Source organism: Pseudomonas fluorescens (assembly GCF_001307155.1).
GTDB classification, from domain to species: Bacteria; Pseudomonadota; Gammaproteobacteria; order Pseudomonadales; family Pseudomonadaceae; genus Aquipseudomonas; species Aquipseudomonas helvetica.
In genome coordinates this window covers 5,344,877-5,362,323 of record NZ_CP012830.1, presented here as the reverse complement: position 1 = coordinate 5,362,323, position 17,447 = coordinate 5,344,877, and the positions used below count along the sequence as shown (strand labels likewise).

The window sequence follows — 17,447 nt, the reverse complement described above, 5'->3', positions numbered from 1 at the left end:
ATGGAGACTCACAGTCTGATTGAAATGCTCATTTACTTGGGCTCAGCTGCCTTGATAGTCCCAATCGCCGTTCGGTTAGGCCTTGGCCCGGTTCTGGGCTACCTGTTGGCCGGCTGCCTGATCGGCCCGTGGGGCCTGAAGCTGGTAACGGATGTGGAGTCCATCCTGCACTTTGCTGAAATCGGCGTAGTTTTGATGTTGTTTATCATTGGTCTCGAACTTGATCCCAAACGTCTTTGGGCCATGCGCCGAATGGTTTTCGGTGGAGGCGCATTACAGATGCTGGCCTGCGGTGTTGCAATTGCCGTGTTTTGCGCCGCACTTGGCTTGAACTGGACAGCAGCACTGTTGGTGGGGTTGACGCTGAGTCTGTCGTCGACCGCCATCGCCATGCAGGCCATGAACGAGCGAAACATGATCCCGACCGCCGTGGGTCGCAGCAGCTTTGCCGTGCTGTTGTTCCAGGACATCGCGGCGATTCCGCTGGTCGCGATGATTCCATTGTTAGCCGCAAATGGTGGTACGCCTACCGGCGCGGAACTCGCGTTGTCCATCGCGAAAATCGTCGGTGCGATCGTCGCGGTGGTGCTCCTGGGTCAGTACGTCTCCCGGCCCGTTCTGCGCTTTGTCGCGCGCTCAGGCTTGCGCGAAATCTTCAGTGCCGTTGCGCTGTTTCTGGTGTTTGGATTTGGGTTGTTGCTGGAAGAGGCAGGATTGTCCATGGCTATGGGAGCATTTCTCGCCGGCGTCCTGTTAGCCAGCTCGGAATACCGGCACGCTTTGGAAAGTGACATTGAACCATTCAAGGGGCTGCTACTCGGTTTGTTCTTTATCGGCGTCGGCATGTCGATCGACTTCGGCACGCTGATCGATGCGCCACTGAAAGTCTTAACGCTGACCTTGGGTTTCATCCTGATCAAGCTGCTGGTAATCAAACTCCTTGGCCGCTTCCTGAGTGTCCCTACTGAACAGCGCTCTTGGCAGGCGGTGTTTCTCGGTCAGGGCAGTGAGTTCGCCTTCGTCGTGTTTGGCGCAGCAACGGTTGCCGGCATCCTGGTCGACCCTTGGGGTAAAAGCCTGACCTTGGCGGTAGCACTGTCCATGTGCGTCACACCTCTGCTGATCCTAATGCTCAATCGCTTGGAGTCCGCAAATAAACAGGGCAACCAGGAGGCTGACACCATCGATCAGCGCAATCCTCGGGTAATCATCGCCGGCTTTGGTCGATTCGGCCAAATCGCGGGCCGTCTCTTAATGTCCTGTGGCTTTGAAGTAGTGGTGCTGGATCATGATCCCGATCATATCGAGACGTTGCGCAAGTTTGGGGTCAAGGTGTTCTACGGCGACGCGACCCGTCTTGATTTGCTGCACGCCGCCGGTGCTGCTCAAGCAGTGGTGCTGATCAACGCCATCGACAATCAGGAAGGCAACCTGGCACTGACTCGGCTGGCCCAAGAGCATTTTCCCTCCCTGAAGCTGGTGGTGCGCGCTCGCGATATGGGGCACATCATTACCCTACGCCAGATGGGCATAGAGGCAGTTGAGCGGGAGACTTTTGAAAGCGCTTTGTCCCTTGGACGCAGAGCGCTGGAGCAACTGGGCGTCGGGCGCTACGAGGCCCGTGAACGCGCGGATCGATTCCGCCGCCTGAACCAGGAAATGCTTGAAGAAATGGCCGCGCAGCCCGAGGACGATACTGAGTTCAAGTACGACGCATACAAGCGGGCCAACGCCCTTCTGACGGAAATTTTCAACGAAGATCGAGCTCATCCGATCATTAACTGGCCGGATCAAAGTCGAGCCAAGGCGGAAGAGAAAGATAGCTAAACGAACGTCGAAAAATTTAAAGCCATTCTGAGGTCAGTCTAAAAGACGTCCTTTAAGTCAGCCAAGATTGCTTTCTTCAACGCGGCAGCCGATCGAGAGCCGGCCAAGACTAAGCGCAACCGCCCTTCGTGAAAAATCGCCAAGGATGGCACTGACCGGATACCGTACATTTGGGAAATCGTCGGCGAAACAGCCACATCAATCCTTCCGAATGCGGCGCGAGAATGCAGCTTGTCTGCCAGGTCGTGAAAGACCGGCTTCATTTCCTGGCATGGCTTGCACCAAGACGCCGAAAACAGCACGACGCTGCTTCCTTTTGCAACGAATCTGGCGAACTGTTCGGCTTTCAAGTCTACGATACGGTTCATTTGCACCTCACCCACAACGCCACTTCAAATCTAGAGATTGCAGCACCAACAGGTGCCGCAAAGTCTCTAGCATCAATTACACCCATCAATACCGCAGACTTGACCGCTGAACGACTCCTCCTCGCCCTTTGCTTCCAAATACATTTGATTCAATGCTTGGAGAAAGTCTTCTGGACGCTGAGCACCCGCCATGGAAAATGCGTTATTGAACACAAAAAATGGAACGCCTGAGCCGAATTGGGCCGCCGCGCGCTCGTCTTCCTGCATCTGAAGGCGCAGATCCGGGGATGACCACGCGAGTCGAATCGACTCATCAGATACCCCTACAGACTTCGCTATCGCCTCTAAACTTTTCCTGTCAAAGAGCGATTTACCCTGGGTGGTACTTTGCTCATAGAGCGCTTCCACCAGGTTCTTCTTCACTGCTACATCTTCGACTGCTTTGACCAATACGTGCGCGTCCGCAGTGTCACCAAACAGCATGGTTTCGAAACGGTAATCCAGCCCCGAAGATTGGCCATATTGCTTAACTGTACTCATCATGGTTACAGCAGCGGTTGGACTACCCAATTTACGTTTGAGGGCTCCTACCATAGGCTCAGCAACATGGTTCGGAGCAAGACGGTAAGCTCTAACGTTGACTTGAACGCTGTCCTTGTGAGGAAAGTTTTCAAGCGCTTTTTCGAAACGACGCTTAGCGACCCAGCACCAAGGACAGACGTAATCAGACCAAATATCTATTACGAATTTCTTCGAAACACTGCTCATAAATCACTCTGTATTAAAGGAAATAAAAGAAGCCGTCGCTATTTAGGGAAGACTAAAAGCGACTGTTAATAACTCTGTTGATGCTCACTGGTATGTCTGATCTCATGAGCAGCCATTGCGGCTGATCGCTCCACCGATTCGAGCAAGCAGTCGAACCCAGCTAAGGGATCTGCCGATCTGCCCAATGTCCAATCAATGAGACTCGCCCCCTCTAATGCGCTCAACAGCATGAATGCATAGGCTTGAGCGGGCCTGGCCAGCAACCAGCCTTTCTGAATAGCTGCCTCACTGATGGTTCTCTGGAGCCAGTCAAGTTGCGTCTCGAAAAAGACTCGAGTCAGCACTTGAAGCGATAAAGGTAGCGCAGCCATTTCTGCCGCCAGTGCGCCACACAAAGGTAGAAGCCCATCATTCGCACTGACGACAAACAGACGAGAAAAAGCTCGAAGCCGCATCAAAGGATCCTTATCAGTGTCTTCAATTGACCTAATGGTCGCTTCGAAGCGATTGATTGAGTCTTTGATCAACTCCTGACCGAGACACTCTTTGGTCGGGAAGTGATGATGAATGCTGGCTTTTCTAATACCAATCGTTGCGGCTAGATCAGCGTAACTAAATGCTGAGTAGCCCTTAGACCTCATCTGGTCTTCCGCGACTTTTAACAGCGCTGCTCTTGTCGAAACAGACATTGAAAACTCCTGCGGCTAGGGTTCAGCCGCCCTACACCAAAAGCTGGCAAGCTGCTGCCAACTGGGCCAGTCAAATGGCCTTTGATTAACGTTCGAGCCATTGCACCTCCCAGCACTCTTGGTGATGGAATGGAAGTCGACTTAGGCGACTTCCATCAGACAGCGTTAGCTGAAATCAGGCACGAACGGCCATGATTCCCGCATCCACGTCCCAGATAGCACCGGTCACCCAGGATGTCTTGTCCGACAGCAGGAACACGATGGTGTTGGCCACATCCTCAGGAACACCAACTCGACCCAATGGGTGGAAATCGTTCAGCGACTTCATCGCTTCTGGGATCGCCTCTTTGTCCATGAAACCTTCATAAATCGAGGTGTGAACGATCCCTGGCGAAACTGCGTTGACGCGGATACCCGAGTGAGCCAATTCAATTGCCAGGTTGCGTGTCAGCGCATGCAGACCTGCCTTCGCCATGGAGTACGCAGAGGCCGGCGAACCTGCCAAAGCGGCCTGTGCACCGATGGAACCGACGTTGACAATTGACCCTTCGCGCTTGGCGGCGAGCATGTTCTTGACTACTGCCTGGGTGATGAAGAACGTTGCACGGTTGAGAGACAGGTACATGTCGTACTCAGCTTCGTCGTGCTCGGTGAAAGCTTTGGGAATGAATATGCCAGCAGAGTTCACCATCAGGCTGATATCGCTATGCTTGGCATTGATTTCGTTGCGAACGAAATTCATGCCTTCTTCAGTCATGAGGTTTGCGACTATCACAGAAACCGGGCCAAACGCGCTCAACTCGTTACGGACGGCGTCTGCCTTGTCTTGCTTGCTGCCTGTCAACACCACGCTGCCACCGGCTTTCAGCACCATGCGAGCAGTTTCCAGACCCATACCACTGGTACCACCTACAACAAGCAGTTTCTTACCTTTGAAAAAATCGTTCATTTCATACTCCAGCTAACCAAGTTATCGAAAATTGCAGCGCCAGAGTTCATTCGTCTGCTGGCGCTCTTAGGGTTCAGAGAATCAACCCCCTTGAAAATCAGTCCTCACGAACCTCGAGAGTCGGCTTCATACGGATAGCTTTCGAGAAGTTGGCGTAGTTAACCGAAGTCTTAATTACATTTTTATGCAACTCTTCCACGCGCTCACGAGGTGCGTCGGTGTGCAGGCGAATCACGACGCTCACTTCGTCGTACCCTGGGTTGACGCTCTCGTCGAGGCCCAAGAAACCACGCAGGTCGAGCGTACCGTCCGTCTCAATTTCCAGACTGTGGATCTTGATGCCCATCATGGCGGCGTTGGCTGCATAGCCGACCGACATGCAAGCGTTGAGAGCGGCCATTAGCAGCTCTTGAGGGTTAGGCGCACTGTTCTGGCCCAGCAACTCATTTGGCTCATCGGCGACGATTTCGAAATCACGCGAATAGGTCTCACCGGCGAGGCTGTAGCGACTGACTTTCGCCACAGAGCGCGTCTGGCCTTTCCACTGAGTCTTAACGTTAAAGCTGGCGTGGCGCTTGCCCGCATCCTCAGCAACACCTTGGGCAAACTGCTGCAGGGCGGCTACGTCAATACCGTTCAGGTTATTTGTCATTTGGTAAGTCCTCTGTGCAACGCATTTTTGCGCGTGGGTTGATGTTCGACGGAAGAACTCTACCAACTGGTAGGGAGGCATGCAATAGAATTTTTTGAAATTGCTTGATGCGCGAAACCCAGCAAGGAGTAATCTACTCACAAGCCCGGTAAACATAGCCCAAAGCTAAGCACCGTCTATCCGAACGGACAGACGGCAAAACGCCTACGAGTAGGATGGCTTAAAGCAAAGAAGCTATTACCCTCTAAATCTTTACCAGGCTTAAAAAATTAATTGAAAAGGTATCAGGGAGAGTAGTCATGAACCGTAAAATAGCTTCAGGTCTTTTTTTATCAGCAATTGGAATATACATCGCTGTGCCTCAAACGTCGTTACGTACAGAGGCGCAAGAACTACCTACCGCAAGTTCTGTATCAGCTATTGATAACCAATCCAAATCTACCGCTACTGCGTCTGATGGTGCTGATCATGTCGGCGCCGGCGCATTAGCACGAAGTGGCGCTGAGCATGGCACGGGCCAGGTGGCTGCTGACGGTGCCGATCATGTCGGAGCCAAAGGTGTCGCCGCTGATGGCGCCGATCACCTCGGGGCCAAAGGTGTCGCCGCTGACGGTGCCGATCACGTCGGGGCCAAAGGTTTCGCCGCTGACGGTGCCGATCATGTCGGAGCCAAAGGTGTCGCCGCTGATGGTGCCGATCACGTCGGGGCCAAAGGTGTCGCCGCTGACGGTGCTGATCATGTCGGAGCCAAAGGTGTCGCCGCTGACGGTGCCGATCATGTCGGGGCGAAAGGCTTGGCCGCTGACGGTGCCGATCACGTCGGGGCCAAAGGTGTCGCCGCTGACGGTGCTGATCATGTCGGGGCCAAAGGTGTCGCCGCTGATGGCGCCGATCATGTCGGAGCAAAAGGTCTAGCCGCTGATGGTGCCGATCATGTCGGAGCAAAAGGTCTAGCCGCTGACGGTGCCGATCATGTCGGAGCAAAAGGTCTGGCCGCTGAAAGCTCGGATCGCGTGGGTAAAAATCAAGTGGCTTCCAAAGAAACTAAGATTCGGGTCGGTGGTATTGGCTCCGATGCGGTGGCTTCACTTAGGTAGTTGGTCAATCTATAGGAGTAGTAGTGAATCCTATGGATCTATATCTCTAAAGGTCGCGGTGGAAATGGCAGTTAGCTGCCATCTCCTCCGCAGATCCGTGCGGAACTATCGCATACGGCTCCTCGCCTTAGTGACGCGAAGCGTTCCCCTGAGTAAGGATGTGCACTTCTGGTTTTGGGGGCTTTCTTGCCTACATGGGCGGCATGCCGGAGACCGAAACCGCCAAGACGTATCCGGTTTTCGTCGGCGCGTGACAGTTGAAATACTCCCCCCTCTCACCTGCGATGCTGTACAACGGAAAATTCGATCAGCTTTGCCGTCGAAGCATTAAAGGGAGAATCAATCTTGGCTAGTGCGGTACTCATTGCACCGGAAGATGCTGCGCCTGCCATTGCGCTAACCCACTAAACTGTCGTCCGCGTAAAATGCCCCCCACGGAAGAGCGGCAATATAGATCAAATCCTAAGCACAAGTTACGAAACGATAATATTTTGCAAAATCAAATTAAACCCAGACTGATCAACGACCTTGTCGCTAAGTGCCCAGGAGACAAAACTGCTGCCTTCAAGCAAGCTCAAGATCGCTCTTGAAACCTCTTTCGGATTGAGATCTGCCTTAATAACTTTTTGGGATTGACCTATGACTAGATTACTTTCTAACCAAGAAATATGAATCTCAAAAAATTTCTTAGTCAACTCCTTAAGGCTTTCTGGCAGCGCAGACAACTCAGCTGCAAGCGCACCGCAAAGTGGCAACATGCCGTTATCCGAGCTATCGACAAAAAGCTCGGCAAATGCTTTTAGCCGACCTACTACATCATGACTCTCTTCGTTTATTGACTCTAGATTCTTGGAAAATCTAAATAGGTAACTCTCAATAACAGCAATTCCGAGCCCTTCCTTTGTAGGGAAGTGATGATGAATGCTCGCCTTTTTTATGCCAATTTCGTCAGCCAGATCGGCATAGCTAAATGCAGCGTAGCCTTTGGTGCGCAGCAATAACTCGGCGGTGGTTAAAAGGTCGGAACGCGTACTCATAAAGCTTACCTAGAGTTTTTAATGAATGCATATTAGCTGCCTTAAGGCAAGAGTTCAACTCTAGAGATGAGAGGACGCTGTAAAACGACCTCCCATCTCTATTAAGCTAGGCCCCTACGTGGCTAGGATCGCTTTTAATTTCTTCCGAACCTTTAGCTTTGGAACGGACGGCCTTCGACCAACCCAGCATCAGTGCACCAGCGACTAACGGTATAGAAAGAACGGTGTAAGTTCCGTTGGGATAATCGAACGCCAAGAGAACCAATACCACAAGCAAGAAAACAAGAGTTAGCCAAGAGGTGAACGGCGCTCCAGGCATTCTAAATGAGACCATTTCGACCTCACCTCTTTTTACAGCACGACGGTAATTTATTTGCGATAAAACAATGAATGCCCAAGTCGAAATAATTCCCAGCGATACCAAGTTCAGTAAGAGCTCAAATAATTGCGCGGGGATCAAGAAATTCAGTACAACACCAAATACGTTAATCCCCATGGTGACCAAGATCCCCATATAGGGTACCCCTTGACTACTCATGCGTTTAAACATTTTCGGCGCTGACCCACCCATCGCAAGTGACCTCAACACGCGCCCAGTGGCGTATAAACCTGAATTGAGACTTGAGAGCGCCGCTGTCATTACAACAATGTTCATTACGGAGCCAATGCCAGGTACACCAAGTGCTTCAAAAAAAGTTACAAAAGGACTGACGTTAGCGCTATAGGCTGTCCAAGGGAGCACAGTAACAAGCAGGAATACGGAGCCCACGTAAAACAAACTTATTCTCCAGATCACCCCATTAATGGCTTTGGGAATGACTTTTCTTGCATCCGCCGTCTCGCCAGCAGCAGTCCCCACCAACTCTATGCTCGCATAAGCAAAGATGACGCCTTGCACGATGATGATTGCTGGCAAAAGCCCATGAGGAAATATCCCCCCGTTATCCGTGATCAAATGCAAGCCCGGAATATGTCCTGCCACCTCATGCCCAGTAGCAAAAAAGAACGACCCGATCACCAAAAAAATACTTATAGCGGCGACCTTTATCACAGCGAACCAGAACTCCATTTCACCAAACCATTTGACACCGACCATGTTCATCAATGTCACTACACCCAAAGCACTTAGCGCGAATACCCACTGAGGAACATCCGAAAACACACTCCAATACTTCATATAAATAGCAATGGCGGTTATATCAACAACACCTGTTAACGCCCAAACCACAAAATACATCCATCCTGCAACGAAAGAGGCACGTTCACCCATAAACTCCCTGGTGTAAGATACAAAACTTCCACTGCTTGGACGGTGCATCACTAGCTCACCCAGCGCCCTCAAAATGAAAAAGGCAAATATCCCACAAACCAAATAAATCACCGCAAGTGCAGGCCCCGCGATTTGCAGTCTGGCCCCTGCGCCCAGGAACAGACCTGTACCGATGGCTCCACCTAGCGCCATCATTTGTACATGACGTTTCTTTAAATGCTTTGAATATCCGCTTTCATGAGAATCAAGCCAGTTCGATCTATCTTTTAGTTCGCTGCCACACTGAACTGCTGAGAGAGATTGTATTTTTTGTTTTTTCATGTTTCACCCAAGCGATTAATTTGCAGTTTTTGTTCTTATCCCTTGCAAACTTAACTTTCTTCTTCCCATTCCAAACGGGAAGTGCGAGAGAAGCCTTGAGCTCCCATGTCGTCAAAGACACTAAACCTCTCCCGCTCAATGCCACAACACGCTCAGATCATCGCTTTTCGGTCGACCAGGTAGCGAAATCCCAAGACACAAAAAACCTACCATTCACATGGTAGCCATGCAAACTCTATTTTTAACTATTTTTAATATATTGTTTTTTAACGATTTTTACCTACAAGCCAACCTTGTGGTAGACATTTAATGAAAATGGCATTTTAATCTTGAATCTGCGGTAGCTAGTACGTAGCCAAACCTCACCAAATGCTAGAATTGGAAGCCGGTATGAAAAAATATAAAAACGTGCAAACCCTACTCGCCCACGCCTCTATCGAGCCTGATCAGCATCATGGCTTCGTTAATACACCGGTTTACCGGGGTTCCACTGTGGCGTTCCCTACGTGTGAGTCGATGCGTGAGGGCCGCCAAAAATATACGTATGGCCGGTGGAACAACCCCTCGACGGAAGCATTGACTCAGGCCCTCCAGCAGCTGGAGGGAGCGGAAGGCACGGTTCTTTGCCCTTCGGGGCTCTCGGCATGTACGACTGCCATACTGTCGGTGGTGGGAGCTGGGGATCACCTGCTCATTGCCGACAACGTGTATTCGCCGATAAGGGCTTTTTGTGAGCAGGTGGGTCAACGCCTTGGAATCGAGGTCACGTTTTACGACCCGACAATAGGTGCCGGCATCGTAGATTTCCTCAAACCAAACACTAAAGCCATCTATACCGAATCTCCCGGCTCTTTGACTCTGGAAATACAAGACATCCCTGCAATAGCCAAGGTTGCCCATGAACATGACATCCTAGTTATTACAGACAACACTTGGGGTACCCCGCTTTACTTTCCATCACTGGAACTTGGTGTCGATCTATCCATCATGGCTGCCACGAAATATATCGTCGGTCACTCAGATGCCGTTCTTGGTACCGTATCAGCCTCCAAGCGTGCGTGGGATAGCCTCAAGCGATTCCATTTCAACATGGGATTGTTTGCGAGTCCGGATGACGTGACGCTGGCGCTCCGAGGGATGAGGACGCTAGACGTGCGACTGGAACGTCATTACAAAAACGCGACGACTGTCGCCAAGTGGCTGGAGACACGCGAGGAAGTGGAAGCAGTTTATTATCCTGCATTAGAGTCTCACCCTCAGCACCAATTATGGAAAAGGGATTTTAAAGGAGCATCAGGTTTACTGTCCTTCGTGACAAAACCTTCCACGCAAGCAGCGGCAGATGCACTCTTGGATAGCCTATCGTTGTTTTCAATTGGCTACTCTTGGGGCGGTTTTGAAAGCTTGGCGATGATCGCAGATCCCAAACCCGTTAGAAGTGCGACGTCCTGGGAAATTGATGGGCACCTTGTGCGGCTGCATATTGGTCTTGAAGACCCATCTGATCTGATCGAAGACCTCGAACAAGGCTTTGCGAAATTCAACATGTTACGCGGCTAATCTTCAAGCTAATTATATACACAGCCCTTAATTGGGCTGTGCTTTCTTGTCCGCCCGAATGCTTTATCTCAAGATCAACACCTTCAACACTGCCCGCCGATAAGACTCATCTATTTCCCTTCTAAAACCTGAATCCGACGATAAAGCGTCCGCTCACTAATCCCCAGTTCTTTGGCTAAATCTGCTCGCGACCCTTCGAACCCATTAAGTACCTGGGCAAGGTTTTTTAGAGACTTGCTATTTCTATTTGTAGTTTTGTACTGGGAGACGTAGCCAGTTACATTCGTAGGCAAATCTCTTTCCCGTACAATCCCGTCGTCACTGAACAGACGCGCCCGTTCAAGAATATTTTTTAGCTCCCTGATATTCCCCGGAAATGAATACAGCATAAGGCGCTTCAATGCTTCCTCGTCAATTTCAGCCCGACTGCCAGGTGCAATTCGTTTTAGATGACTTTCTATAAGCAGCGGCAAATCGTCTAAACGCTCTCTCAATGGCGGAAGCGTTATAGGGAAAGCACTGATTCTGTAGTAGAGGTCTTCGCGAAAAGTGCCAAGTTCAACCATATCCTTTAAAGGCTTATGAGTTGCAACAACGAGACGGAAATCGGAATGGATCGTCCGTAAACTACCAACAGGTCTAAAACTGCCAGACTCAATTAGACGCAACAATTTGACTTGCATGGAGAGAGGTACATCGCCTATTTCGTCCAGAAAAAGCGTACCGCCATGCGCAGCCTCTGCAAGCCCAATTTTCTTACTGAGCGCGCCTGTGAATGCTCCTTTTTCATGGCCAAATAATTCACTCTCGAACAGCGACTCTGAAAGGCCGGTGCAGTCGACTACAACCAGAGGTGCCTTTGAGCGCGGACTACCCATATGGAGCGCCCTAGCGAACAGCTCTTTACCGGTTCCCGACTCACCCTGCAAAAGAACGGGAATCGGGGAAGGCGCCGCTCGCTGCAGCGCGCTCAACGCTTGTTTAAAAGACGGCGATACGCCCACTAGCCCCTGCTTTTGCGGCTGCGCAGACGCTATGTCTACGGTGATCAATCTTTCAACGTAAGCAACTACCTGGCCCTGGCGATCCAAAATGGGACGAAGCTCAACATCAACGTGTTCTGGCCCCCGGGGAGTGTGGTGAATATGCAGTACCCTTTCCGCAGCATGGCTATCAAACGCCTTGCGCATTGGACAAAGCTCACCCGCCTGATCGCAGGGAACGGCATAGCCATGCGAAACCTTGAAGCATTTGGAGCCAACGTGCGGTTTTCCCTCAACACCAAAATGCCTTTGATAGGCCTTGTTGGAGGCAATGACGTTGTACTCGACATCCAGGACGATGGTGGGTCTATCGTCATGCTCAAGGTAAGAAATCAACGCTTGAACATCTACATTGCTCGTAGCGATTAGCCCACTACTCATAATCTTCTCCCGAACACGTATGCTTTCTACTGCCAAATACTGCCACAGACTGCCAGTTAACTGCCAAAAATAATGGCAGACACGAATACCTCGCCCTGGAAACTCAGGAAACACGCTGTTTAGAGCGTTCAATGGAAAGATCAACACTGGCATGGATCTTGAGACTGCTGACATAGCAGCTATTCAGGAGCTATCTAATGTATTTCGGCGAAAAAATATTGGTCGAAGAATTCTTTGACGAAGCGACATCGACGTTCAGCTATCTGTTGCTTGACCGCTCTACCATGCAGTGTGCGCTTATCGATAGCGTGCTTGACTACGATCCGAAATCGGGCCGCACAAAAACTGAATCAGCCGACAGAATCGTTGCACGCGCGACGGAGCTGGGCGCATCCGTCGAATGGATCCTTGAGACACATTTACATGCCGATCATCTGACCGCTGCTCAATATTTGAAACAACGGCTAGGCGGCAAGATTGGCATCGGAAACAGAATAAAAGACGTTCAAAAAGTCTTTAGCCACTTGTTCCATACAGAAGATGAACTTAGAAGCGGTTCCGATCAGTTTGATATTTTGTTTGATGACAACGATACGTTTCATATTGGCAGCTTAACCGCCCAAGCGTTGCATACGCCTGGGCATACGCCTGCCTGTATGACCTATCTTATCCAGGATGAACAAGCAGGTCTCGCGTTCGTGGGCGATACATTGTTCATGCCTGATTACGGCACAGCAAGGTGCGACTTCCCTGGAGGGGACGCCAGAACACTCTTTCGGTCAATACATAAGATTTTGGCGCTTCCTGAATCAACCCACATTTTCATGTGCCACGATTATCGTCCGAATGGCCGACCGCTCGCGTTTATCACCAGTGTAAAAGCACAAAAGCGTGAAAATATCCATGTCCGTGAAGGTACAAGCGAAGATACGTTTGTGAACATGCGAGAAACACGTGATGCAACTCTCGACATGCCAATGCTGATACTGCCATCCGTCCAAATCAATATGCGTGGCGGCAACATGCCAGAGCCAGAAACGAATGGTATCCGCTATCTGAAAATACCGCTCAACACGCTTTAACGCTTTAACGCTTTAACCTTGCGTAGTTATCAACGGAAAATAATATGAATACTTATAAATTAAGTTCGGATTTTTCTATTGCGTCGCAACTGACCGTGGTCGATGTGAAGCAACTGGCTGAGCTCGGGATTCGTACTCTCATCTGCAACAGGCCGGATGGCGAGGCAACCGACCAGCCAACACATGTAACGATCCGCCAAGCAGCCGAAGCAGAAGGCATGACGTTTCACTACCTGCCCACCCAAGCATCAGCCATTGCTGATGAAACGGTAGACTCCTTCGTCGCAATTTTAAAGGAAGCGTCGAGGCCTGTGGTTGCCTACTGTAGAACTGGCACCCGGTCAGCGATGCTGTGGGCGCTCTCTGAGGCAGGCAAGCAGAGTCTGTCCGCCATTCTCGAAAAAACCAAAAGCGCACAGGTGGATGTTTCTTCACTTGCACGCAGAATCAGCAATGGTGGGCGCACCGCTAATGCCATGGCTACGACTCATCACCAGATCGTCATTGTTGGTGCCGGCTCTGCAGGCATTGCCACCGCAGCCAGCCTGAAGTCACGAGAACCGAATCTGGATATCGCACTAATCGACCCTGCTGATGCGCACTACTATCAACCTGGGTGGACTATGGTCGGCGGAGGCATCTTCGAGGCTGAATCTACTGTAAGGACTATGGCATCTGTCATGCCTCGAGGCGTGACGTGGATCAAAGCAGCGGTAACTGCTTTCGACCCACAGGCCAACGCAGTCGTCCTCGATGGAGGGAGAGTTATTCAGTACGACCAGCTTGTCGTCTGCCCAGGCTTGAAGCTCGATTGGTCGGCTATCAAAGGACTGACTGAGACATTAGGCTCCAATGGCGTAACCTCTAATTATCGCTACGATCTTGCGCCTTACACCTGGAAGCTTGTCCAGGAACTCAAATCAGGTAAGGCCCTCTTTACGCAGCCGCCAATGCCAATCAAGTGTGCGGGTGCGCCTCAGAAAGCGCTCTATCTCTCATGCGATCACTGGTTGAAAAACGATCGCCAGGCGCAGATAAAAACGCAATTTTTTAATTCCGGCGGTGTGCTATTCGGCGTCGCCGACTACGTCCCAGCCCTCATGGCGTACATGGAAAAATATGCGGTCGACTTGAAATTCAGCCACAAGCTGGTCGCCGTGGATGGCCCCAACAAACAGGCGACTTTCGAACGTACCGATAAAGATGGAAACACCCAGACCGTGATTGAGTCGTTTGACCTCCTTCACGTCGTGCCTCCGCAGGTTGCTCCAGACTTTATTCGCTCAAGCCCGCTAGTGGATGAGGCGGGCTGGATCGACGTAGATCCGACGACCTTGGCTCACCGCAAATTTTCCAATGTTTGGGCGCTAGGAGATGTGGTGAATACCACAAATGCGAAAACCATGGCGGCTGCACGTAAACAAGCGCCGGTCGTAGCGAACAATGTCTTGGTTAACCTAGGGATGAAACAGCATCAAGCTGCGTATAACGGCTATGGCTCCTGCCCTCTGACGGTTGAGCGTGGAAAGGTTGTCTTGGCCGAGTTTCTCTATGGCGGAAAGCTAGCGCCGACGTTTGCCACCTGGTTTCTGGATGGGCGCAGACCCTCTCGTTTGAGCTGGTTTCTTAAAGAGAGAATTCTCCCGCCGTTCTACTGGCATTGCATGCTGAAAGGACGTGAATGGTTCGCTGACACGGAAGTAAGTCAGGCGGAGCATTAAAATATGGATGAGCACAGCATGCTGGCCGTCGTTCTTGGCGCGGTCATTGGAGGTGTTTTGGCCATGACCGGTGCAGGCGGGGGAATCCTCGCCATTCCTGTATTGGTTTTCGGTCTAGGTTTATCAATGACTCAGGCGGCGCCCGTCGGGCTGCTAGCAGTCGCTTTAGCTTCCGGCGTCGGAGCTGTGCTCGGATTGAAGCAAGGCGTCGTTCGATATAAAGCAGCAGCCTACATATCGTCGATTGGAATCGTGGCTGCGCCGCTAGGCTTACACCTGGCTCAGCGCATTCCAAACAAGCCTCTCGCGTTGGTGTTTTCGTTAGTTCTCGTGTACGCCAGCGTGCGCATGTTGCGCAATGCAAGTCGGGAAATCCGTAATGGCGTTGCCACCCCACGACGCGAGGTGTTGCCCTGCGTACTCAATCCGGCAAAGGGGCGGTTACGCTGGACGCTGCCCTGTGCTCGAGTATTGGCACTAACCGGTTTCACGTCAGGCTTACTGTCAGGCTTGCTGGGTGTCGGAGGAGGATTTGTCATCATTCCGGCCCTGACGCGATACACCAATCTGGAAATGAAAAGTATTGTCGCAACTTCTCTTGCGGTGATCGCCTCGGTTTCAATCGGCGGAGTGATTGCTGCCGCTATTAGCGGCGTCATGTATTGGCAAGCAGCGGTACCGTTTGCTGCCGGTGCGGTTTTAGGATTGATCGCGGGAAGGCAGCTAGCTCACAAGCTGGCCATTCCTCGTTTACAACAGGCATTCTCGATCGTCGGAATCGTCGCAGCCATCATGCTGGGAGCCAGCGTATTCGATTTAGGTCTGGGATCATGACGTGCCAGACAAATTCCAATATCAGCAAGCGTCTCCACTGGGAGACGCTCATTTGCCGAGTTACAGATTACCTGGCTGGCACAACCTTCTGCCGCTGCTCTCCCAGACCGTCAATCCATAAATGGATCTGGTCGCCGGGGTGTAGCCACTGGGGCTCCGGTTTCATCCCCATGCCCACCCCCGGAGGAGTTCCTGTGCAAATTACGTCACCGGGCTGCAATGTCATGTACCGACTGCAGTAGGACACGATCTGCGCAACAGAAAAAATCATCGTTTTTGAGTTGCCGATTTGGCGTCGCTCGCCATTTACGTCAAGCCACATGTCGAGATTCTGCGGATCCGCAACTTCGTCTCGGGTCACCAACCAAGGCCCTATCGGCCCGAAAGTGTCACATCCCTTGCCTTTATCCCATTGTGAACTTTGCATCTGGAAAGCCCGCTCAGAAACATCGTTCACCACGCAGTAACCAGCGACGTAGTCCAGAGCATTGGCTTCGGACACGTATTGAGCCTCACTTCCAATCACTACCCCCAGCTCAAGCTCCCAATCAAGCTTTGTTGAATGCGGAGGCTGGACGATGTCGTCATCCGGCCCAGAGAGGCAGCTGATGGCTTTATGAAAGATGATGGGTTCGGTGGGAATCGCCATGCCAGCTTCTTCAGCATGATCTCGGTAGTTGAGTCCAATAGCGATAAATTTACGCACTTGGGCCACGGGTACTCCGTACCGAACGCCCTCCTCTACCACCGGCAATCCAGCGACATCTAGCTTAGATAGTTCAGCAAGAGCTGCAGGAGCCAGTACCGAAGCATCGATATCGGTGACATGCGCAGAGAGATCGCGAATCCGACCATCGGTATCCAGTAAACCTGGACGCTCCTTGCCTGGAGGGCCAAAACGACAAAGCTTCATTACTACCTCGACTGTCTTCTAAAAAAACAACGAACGTTAATGGAGGCCGTTGAAGGAAGCGCAGCCTCAATCGCAGTGGAATGTGTGTTCTGTGAGCGCTTTAGTCCGATGAAAGCCCTGAGGGGGAGCAGTCCGAGCAATCAGCGACTCTTTTGATAATTGAGAAAATCCATCTTATGACATAAAATATATTTTTCGCAATAAACAATATTTTAGTTTTGAGAGGCAGGTAATGGTAGAAAGCGCGGCCAAAAGTCTCACTCAGGCGACATACGAACGCCTACGCAGAGACGTTTTGTCCTGCATGTTGCCGCCTGGAAGTAGAGTCAACGTCAAGGAGCTATCTGGACAGTACGAAGCCAGCGCAGGCGCAGTGAGAGAGGCCTTGTCCAGAATGACTGCCGAGGGGCTTGTCATAGCCGAACCTCAAAAAGGATTTCGAATTTCAGCTGTTTCGCTGGCGGATCTGAACGACCTCACGCAGGCCCGAATTGAGATAGAAGCGAGCTGCCTTCGCCACTCCATTGAAAACGGCAATGTCACTTGGGAGTCAGGATTGGTTTCGGCCTACCACTGTCTTTCGAGGATTGCAGGGCCTGACACCATCGACCAATACGAAGCTGACGCCTGGAATACAGCGCATGAGGCGTTTCACGAAGCACTGGTCAGCGCTTGCCCAAACACCTGGCTGTTGCGAATGCGAGCAATGCTATTCGAACAAACGGCGCGCTATCGGGCGATGTCGATAGCAATGACTGCCAAGAATAGGGATATCGGTGATGAACACAGGAGGCTCCTCGATGCAGCCTTAGCAAAAGATGCGACCAAGGCCAGTGAGTTGTTGATTCATCACATTCAGACGACTTCCGCAGCTCTGATAAAGGGGCTGGCGAGTATCCAAGCAATGAAGGAGCAATAGCGCTGAGTTAGTGCAT

The 17,447-nt window shown here is 51.3% G+C and carries 16 protein-coding genes; 6 read left to right on the top strand and 10 right to left on the bottom strand.

From position 1 onward, the window contains the following. Positions 1 to 1,827 carry a glutathione-regulated potassium-efflux system protein KefC gene (gene kefC / locus AO353_RS24375; RefSeq protein WP_019579169.1) on the top strand — a complete coding sequence of 609 codons (1,827 nt, stop codon included), beginning with the start codon at positions 1 to 3 and terminating at the stop codon, positions 1,825 to 1,827. Between the two features lie 38 nt (positions 1,828 to 1,865). On the opposite strand, the gene AO353_RS24370 is transcribed toward kefC, so the two are convergent. The 8 genes from AO353_RS24370 to AO353_RS24335 form a co-directional block, all read right to left on the bottom strand. Next, positions 1,866 to 2,195: a thioredoxin family protein gene (locus AO353_RS24370; RefSeq protein ID WP_019579170.1), complete on the bottom strand. Its 330-nt coding sequence runs from the start codon at positions 2,193 to 2,195 to the stop codon at positions 1,866 to 1,868. 72 nt (positions 2,196 to 2,267) lie between these two features. Beyond that, a complete protein-coding gene (locus tag AO353_RS24365; RefSeq protein WP_054597272.1) occupies positions 2,268 to 2,963 on the bottom strand; it encodes a DsbA family oxidoreductase in 696 nt (231 codons plus the stop codon). A 65-nt stretch (positions 2,964 to 3,028) separates the two neighbouring features. Further along, positions 3,029 to 3,652: a TetR/AcrR family transcriptional regulator gene (locus tag AO353_RS24360; protein ID WP_019579172.1), complete on the bottom strand. Its 624-nt coding sequence runs from the start codon at positions 3,650 to 3,652 to the stop codon at positions 3,029 to 3,031. A gap of 175 nt (positions 3,653 to 3,827) precedes the next feature. Next, the gene (locus tag AO353_RS24355; RefSeq protein ID WP_019579173.1) at positions 3,828 to 4,601 is read right to left on the bottom strand and encodes an SDR family NAD(P)-dependent oxidoreductase; all 774 of its coding nucleotides are present in this window, start codon (positions 4,599 to 4,601) and stop codon (positions 3,828 to 3,830) included. Between the two features lie 97 nt (positions 4,602 to 4,698). Next, on the bottom strand, positions 4,699 to 5,253 hold the full coding sequence (locus AO353_RS24350) for an OsmC family protein (protein WP_019579174.1): 555 nt from the start codon (positions 5,251 to 5,253) through the stop codon (positions 4,699 to 4,701). Positions 5,254 to 5,738: 485 nt separating this feature from the next. Further along, entirely contained in the window at positions 5,739 to 6,149 is a 411-nt protein-coding gene (locus AO353_RS32265) for a hypothetical protein (RefSeq protein ID WP_054597271.1), read from the bottom strand. Between the two features lie 674 nt (positions 6,150 to 6,823). Continuing rightward, complete coding sequence (locus AO353_RS24340) at positions 6,824 to 7,387, bottom strand: TetR/AcrR family transcriptional regulator (protein ID WP_008022721.1); 564 nt, start codon at positions 7,385 to 7,387, stop codon at positions 6,824 to 6,826. 106 nt (positions 7,388 to 7,493) lie between these two features. After that, positions 7,494 to 8,978, bottom strand: a complete 1,485-nt coding sequence (locus AO353_RS24335; RefSeq protein ID WP_028941111.1) for an amino acid permease — start codon at positions 8,976 to 8,978, stop codon at positions 7,494 to 7,496. Between the two features lie 390 nt (positions 8,979 to 9,368). Between AO353_RS24335 and metC the strand changes: the two genes are divergently transcribed. After that, positions 9,369 to 10,538 carry a cystathionine beta-lyase gene (gene metC / locus AO353_RS24330; RefSeq protein WP_028941110.1) on the top strand — a complete coding sequence of 390 codons (1,170 nt, stop codon included), beginning with the start codon at positions 9,369 to 9,371 and terminating at the stop codon, positions 10,536 to 10,538. Positions 10,539 to 10,648: 110 nt separating this feature from the next. Here metC and AO353_RS24325 read toward each other — a convergent pair whose 3' ends face one another. Then, a complete protein-coding gene (locus AO353_RS24325; protein ID WP_028941109.1) occupies positions 10,649 to 11,962 on the bottom strand; it encodes a sigma-54 interaction domain-containing protein in 1,314 nt (437 codons plus the stop codon). Positions 11,963 to 12,159: 197 nt separating this feature from the next. On the opposite strand from AO353_RS24325, the gene AO353_RS24320 reads away from it, so the two are divergent. From AO353_RS24320 to AO353_RS24310, 3 genes are read left to right on the top strand one after another with little or no spacing between them, the layout of a single operon-like run. Further along, the gene (locus AO353_RS24320; protein WP_054597270.1) at positions 12,160 to 13,044 is read left to right on the top strand and encodes an MBL fold metallo-hydrolase; all 885 of its coding nucleotides are present in this window, start codon (positions 12,160 to 12,162) and stop codon (positions 13,042 to 13,044) included. A gap of 44 nt (positions 13,045 to 13,088) precedes the next feature. Beyond that, on the top strand, positions 13,089 to 14,765 hold the full coding sequence (locus AO353_RS24315; protein ID WP_054597269.1) for a bifunctional protein tyrosine phosphatase family protein/NAD(P)/FAD-dependent oxidoreductase: 1,677 nt from the start codon (positions 13,089 to 13,091) through the stop codon (positions 14,763 to 14,765). Positions 14,766 to 14,768: 3 nt separating this feature from the next. Then, positions 14,769 to 15,599 carry a sulfite exporter TauE/SafE family protein gene (locus AO353_RS24310; RefSeq protein WP_054597268.1) on the top strand — a complete coding sequence of 277 codons (831 nt, stop codon included), beginning with the start codon at positions 14,769 to 14,771 and terminating at the stop codon, positions 15,597 to 15,599. Positions 15,600 to 15,666: 67 nt separating this feature from the next. Here the strand turns inward: AO353_RS24310 and AO353_RS24305 are convergent, their stop codons facing one another. Beyond that, positions 15,667 to 16,512 carry a fumarylacetoacetate hydrolase family protein gene (locus tag AO353_RS24305; RefSeq protein WP_019579181.1) on the bottom strand — a complete coding sequence of 282 codons (846 nt, stop codon included), beginning with the start codon at positions 16,510 to 16,512 and terminating at the stop codon, positions 15,667 to 15,669. 232 nt (positions 16,513 to 16,744) lie between these two features. On the opposite strand from AO353_RS24305, the gene AO353_RS24300 reads away from it, so the two are divergent. Then, entirely contained in the window at positions 16,745 to 17,431 is a 687-nt protein-coding gene (locus AO353_RS24300; protein ID WP_054597267.1) for a GntR family transcriptional regulator, read from the top strand. Positions 17,432 to 17,447 lie beyond the last annotated feature (16 nt).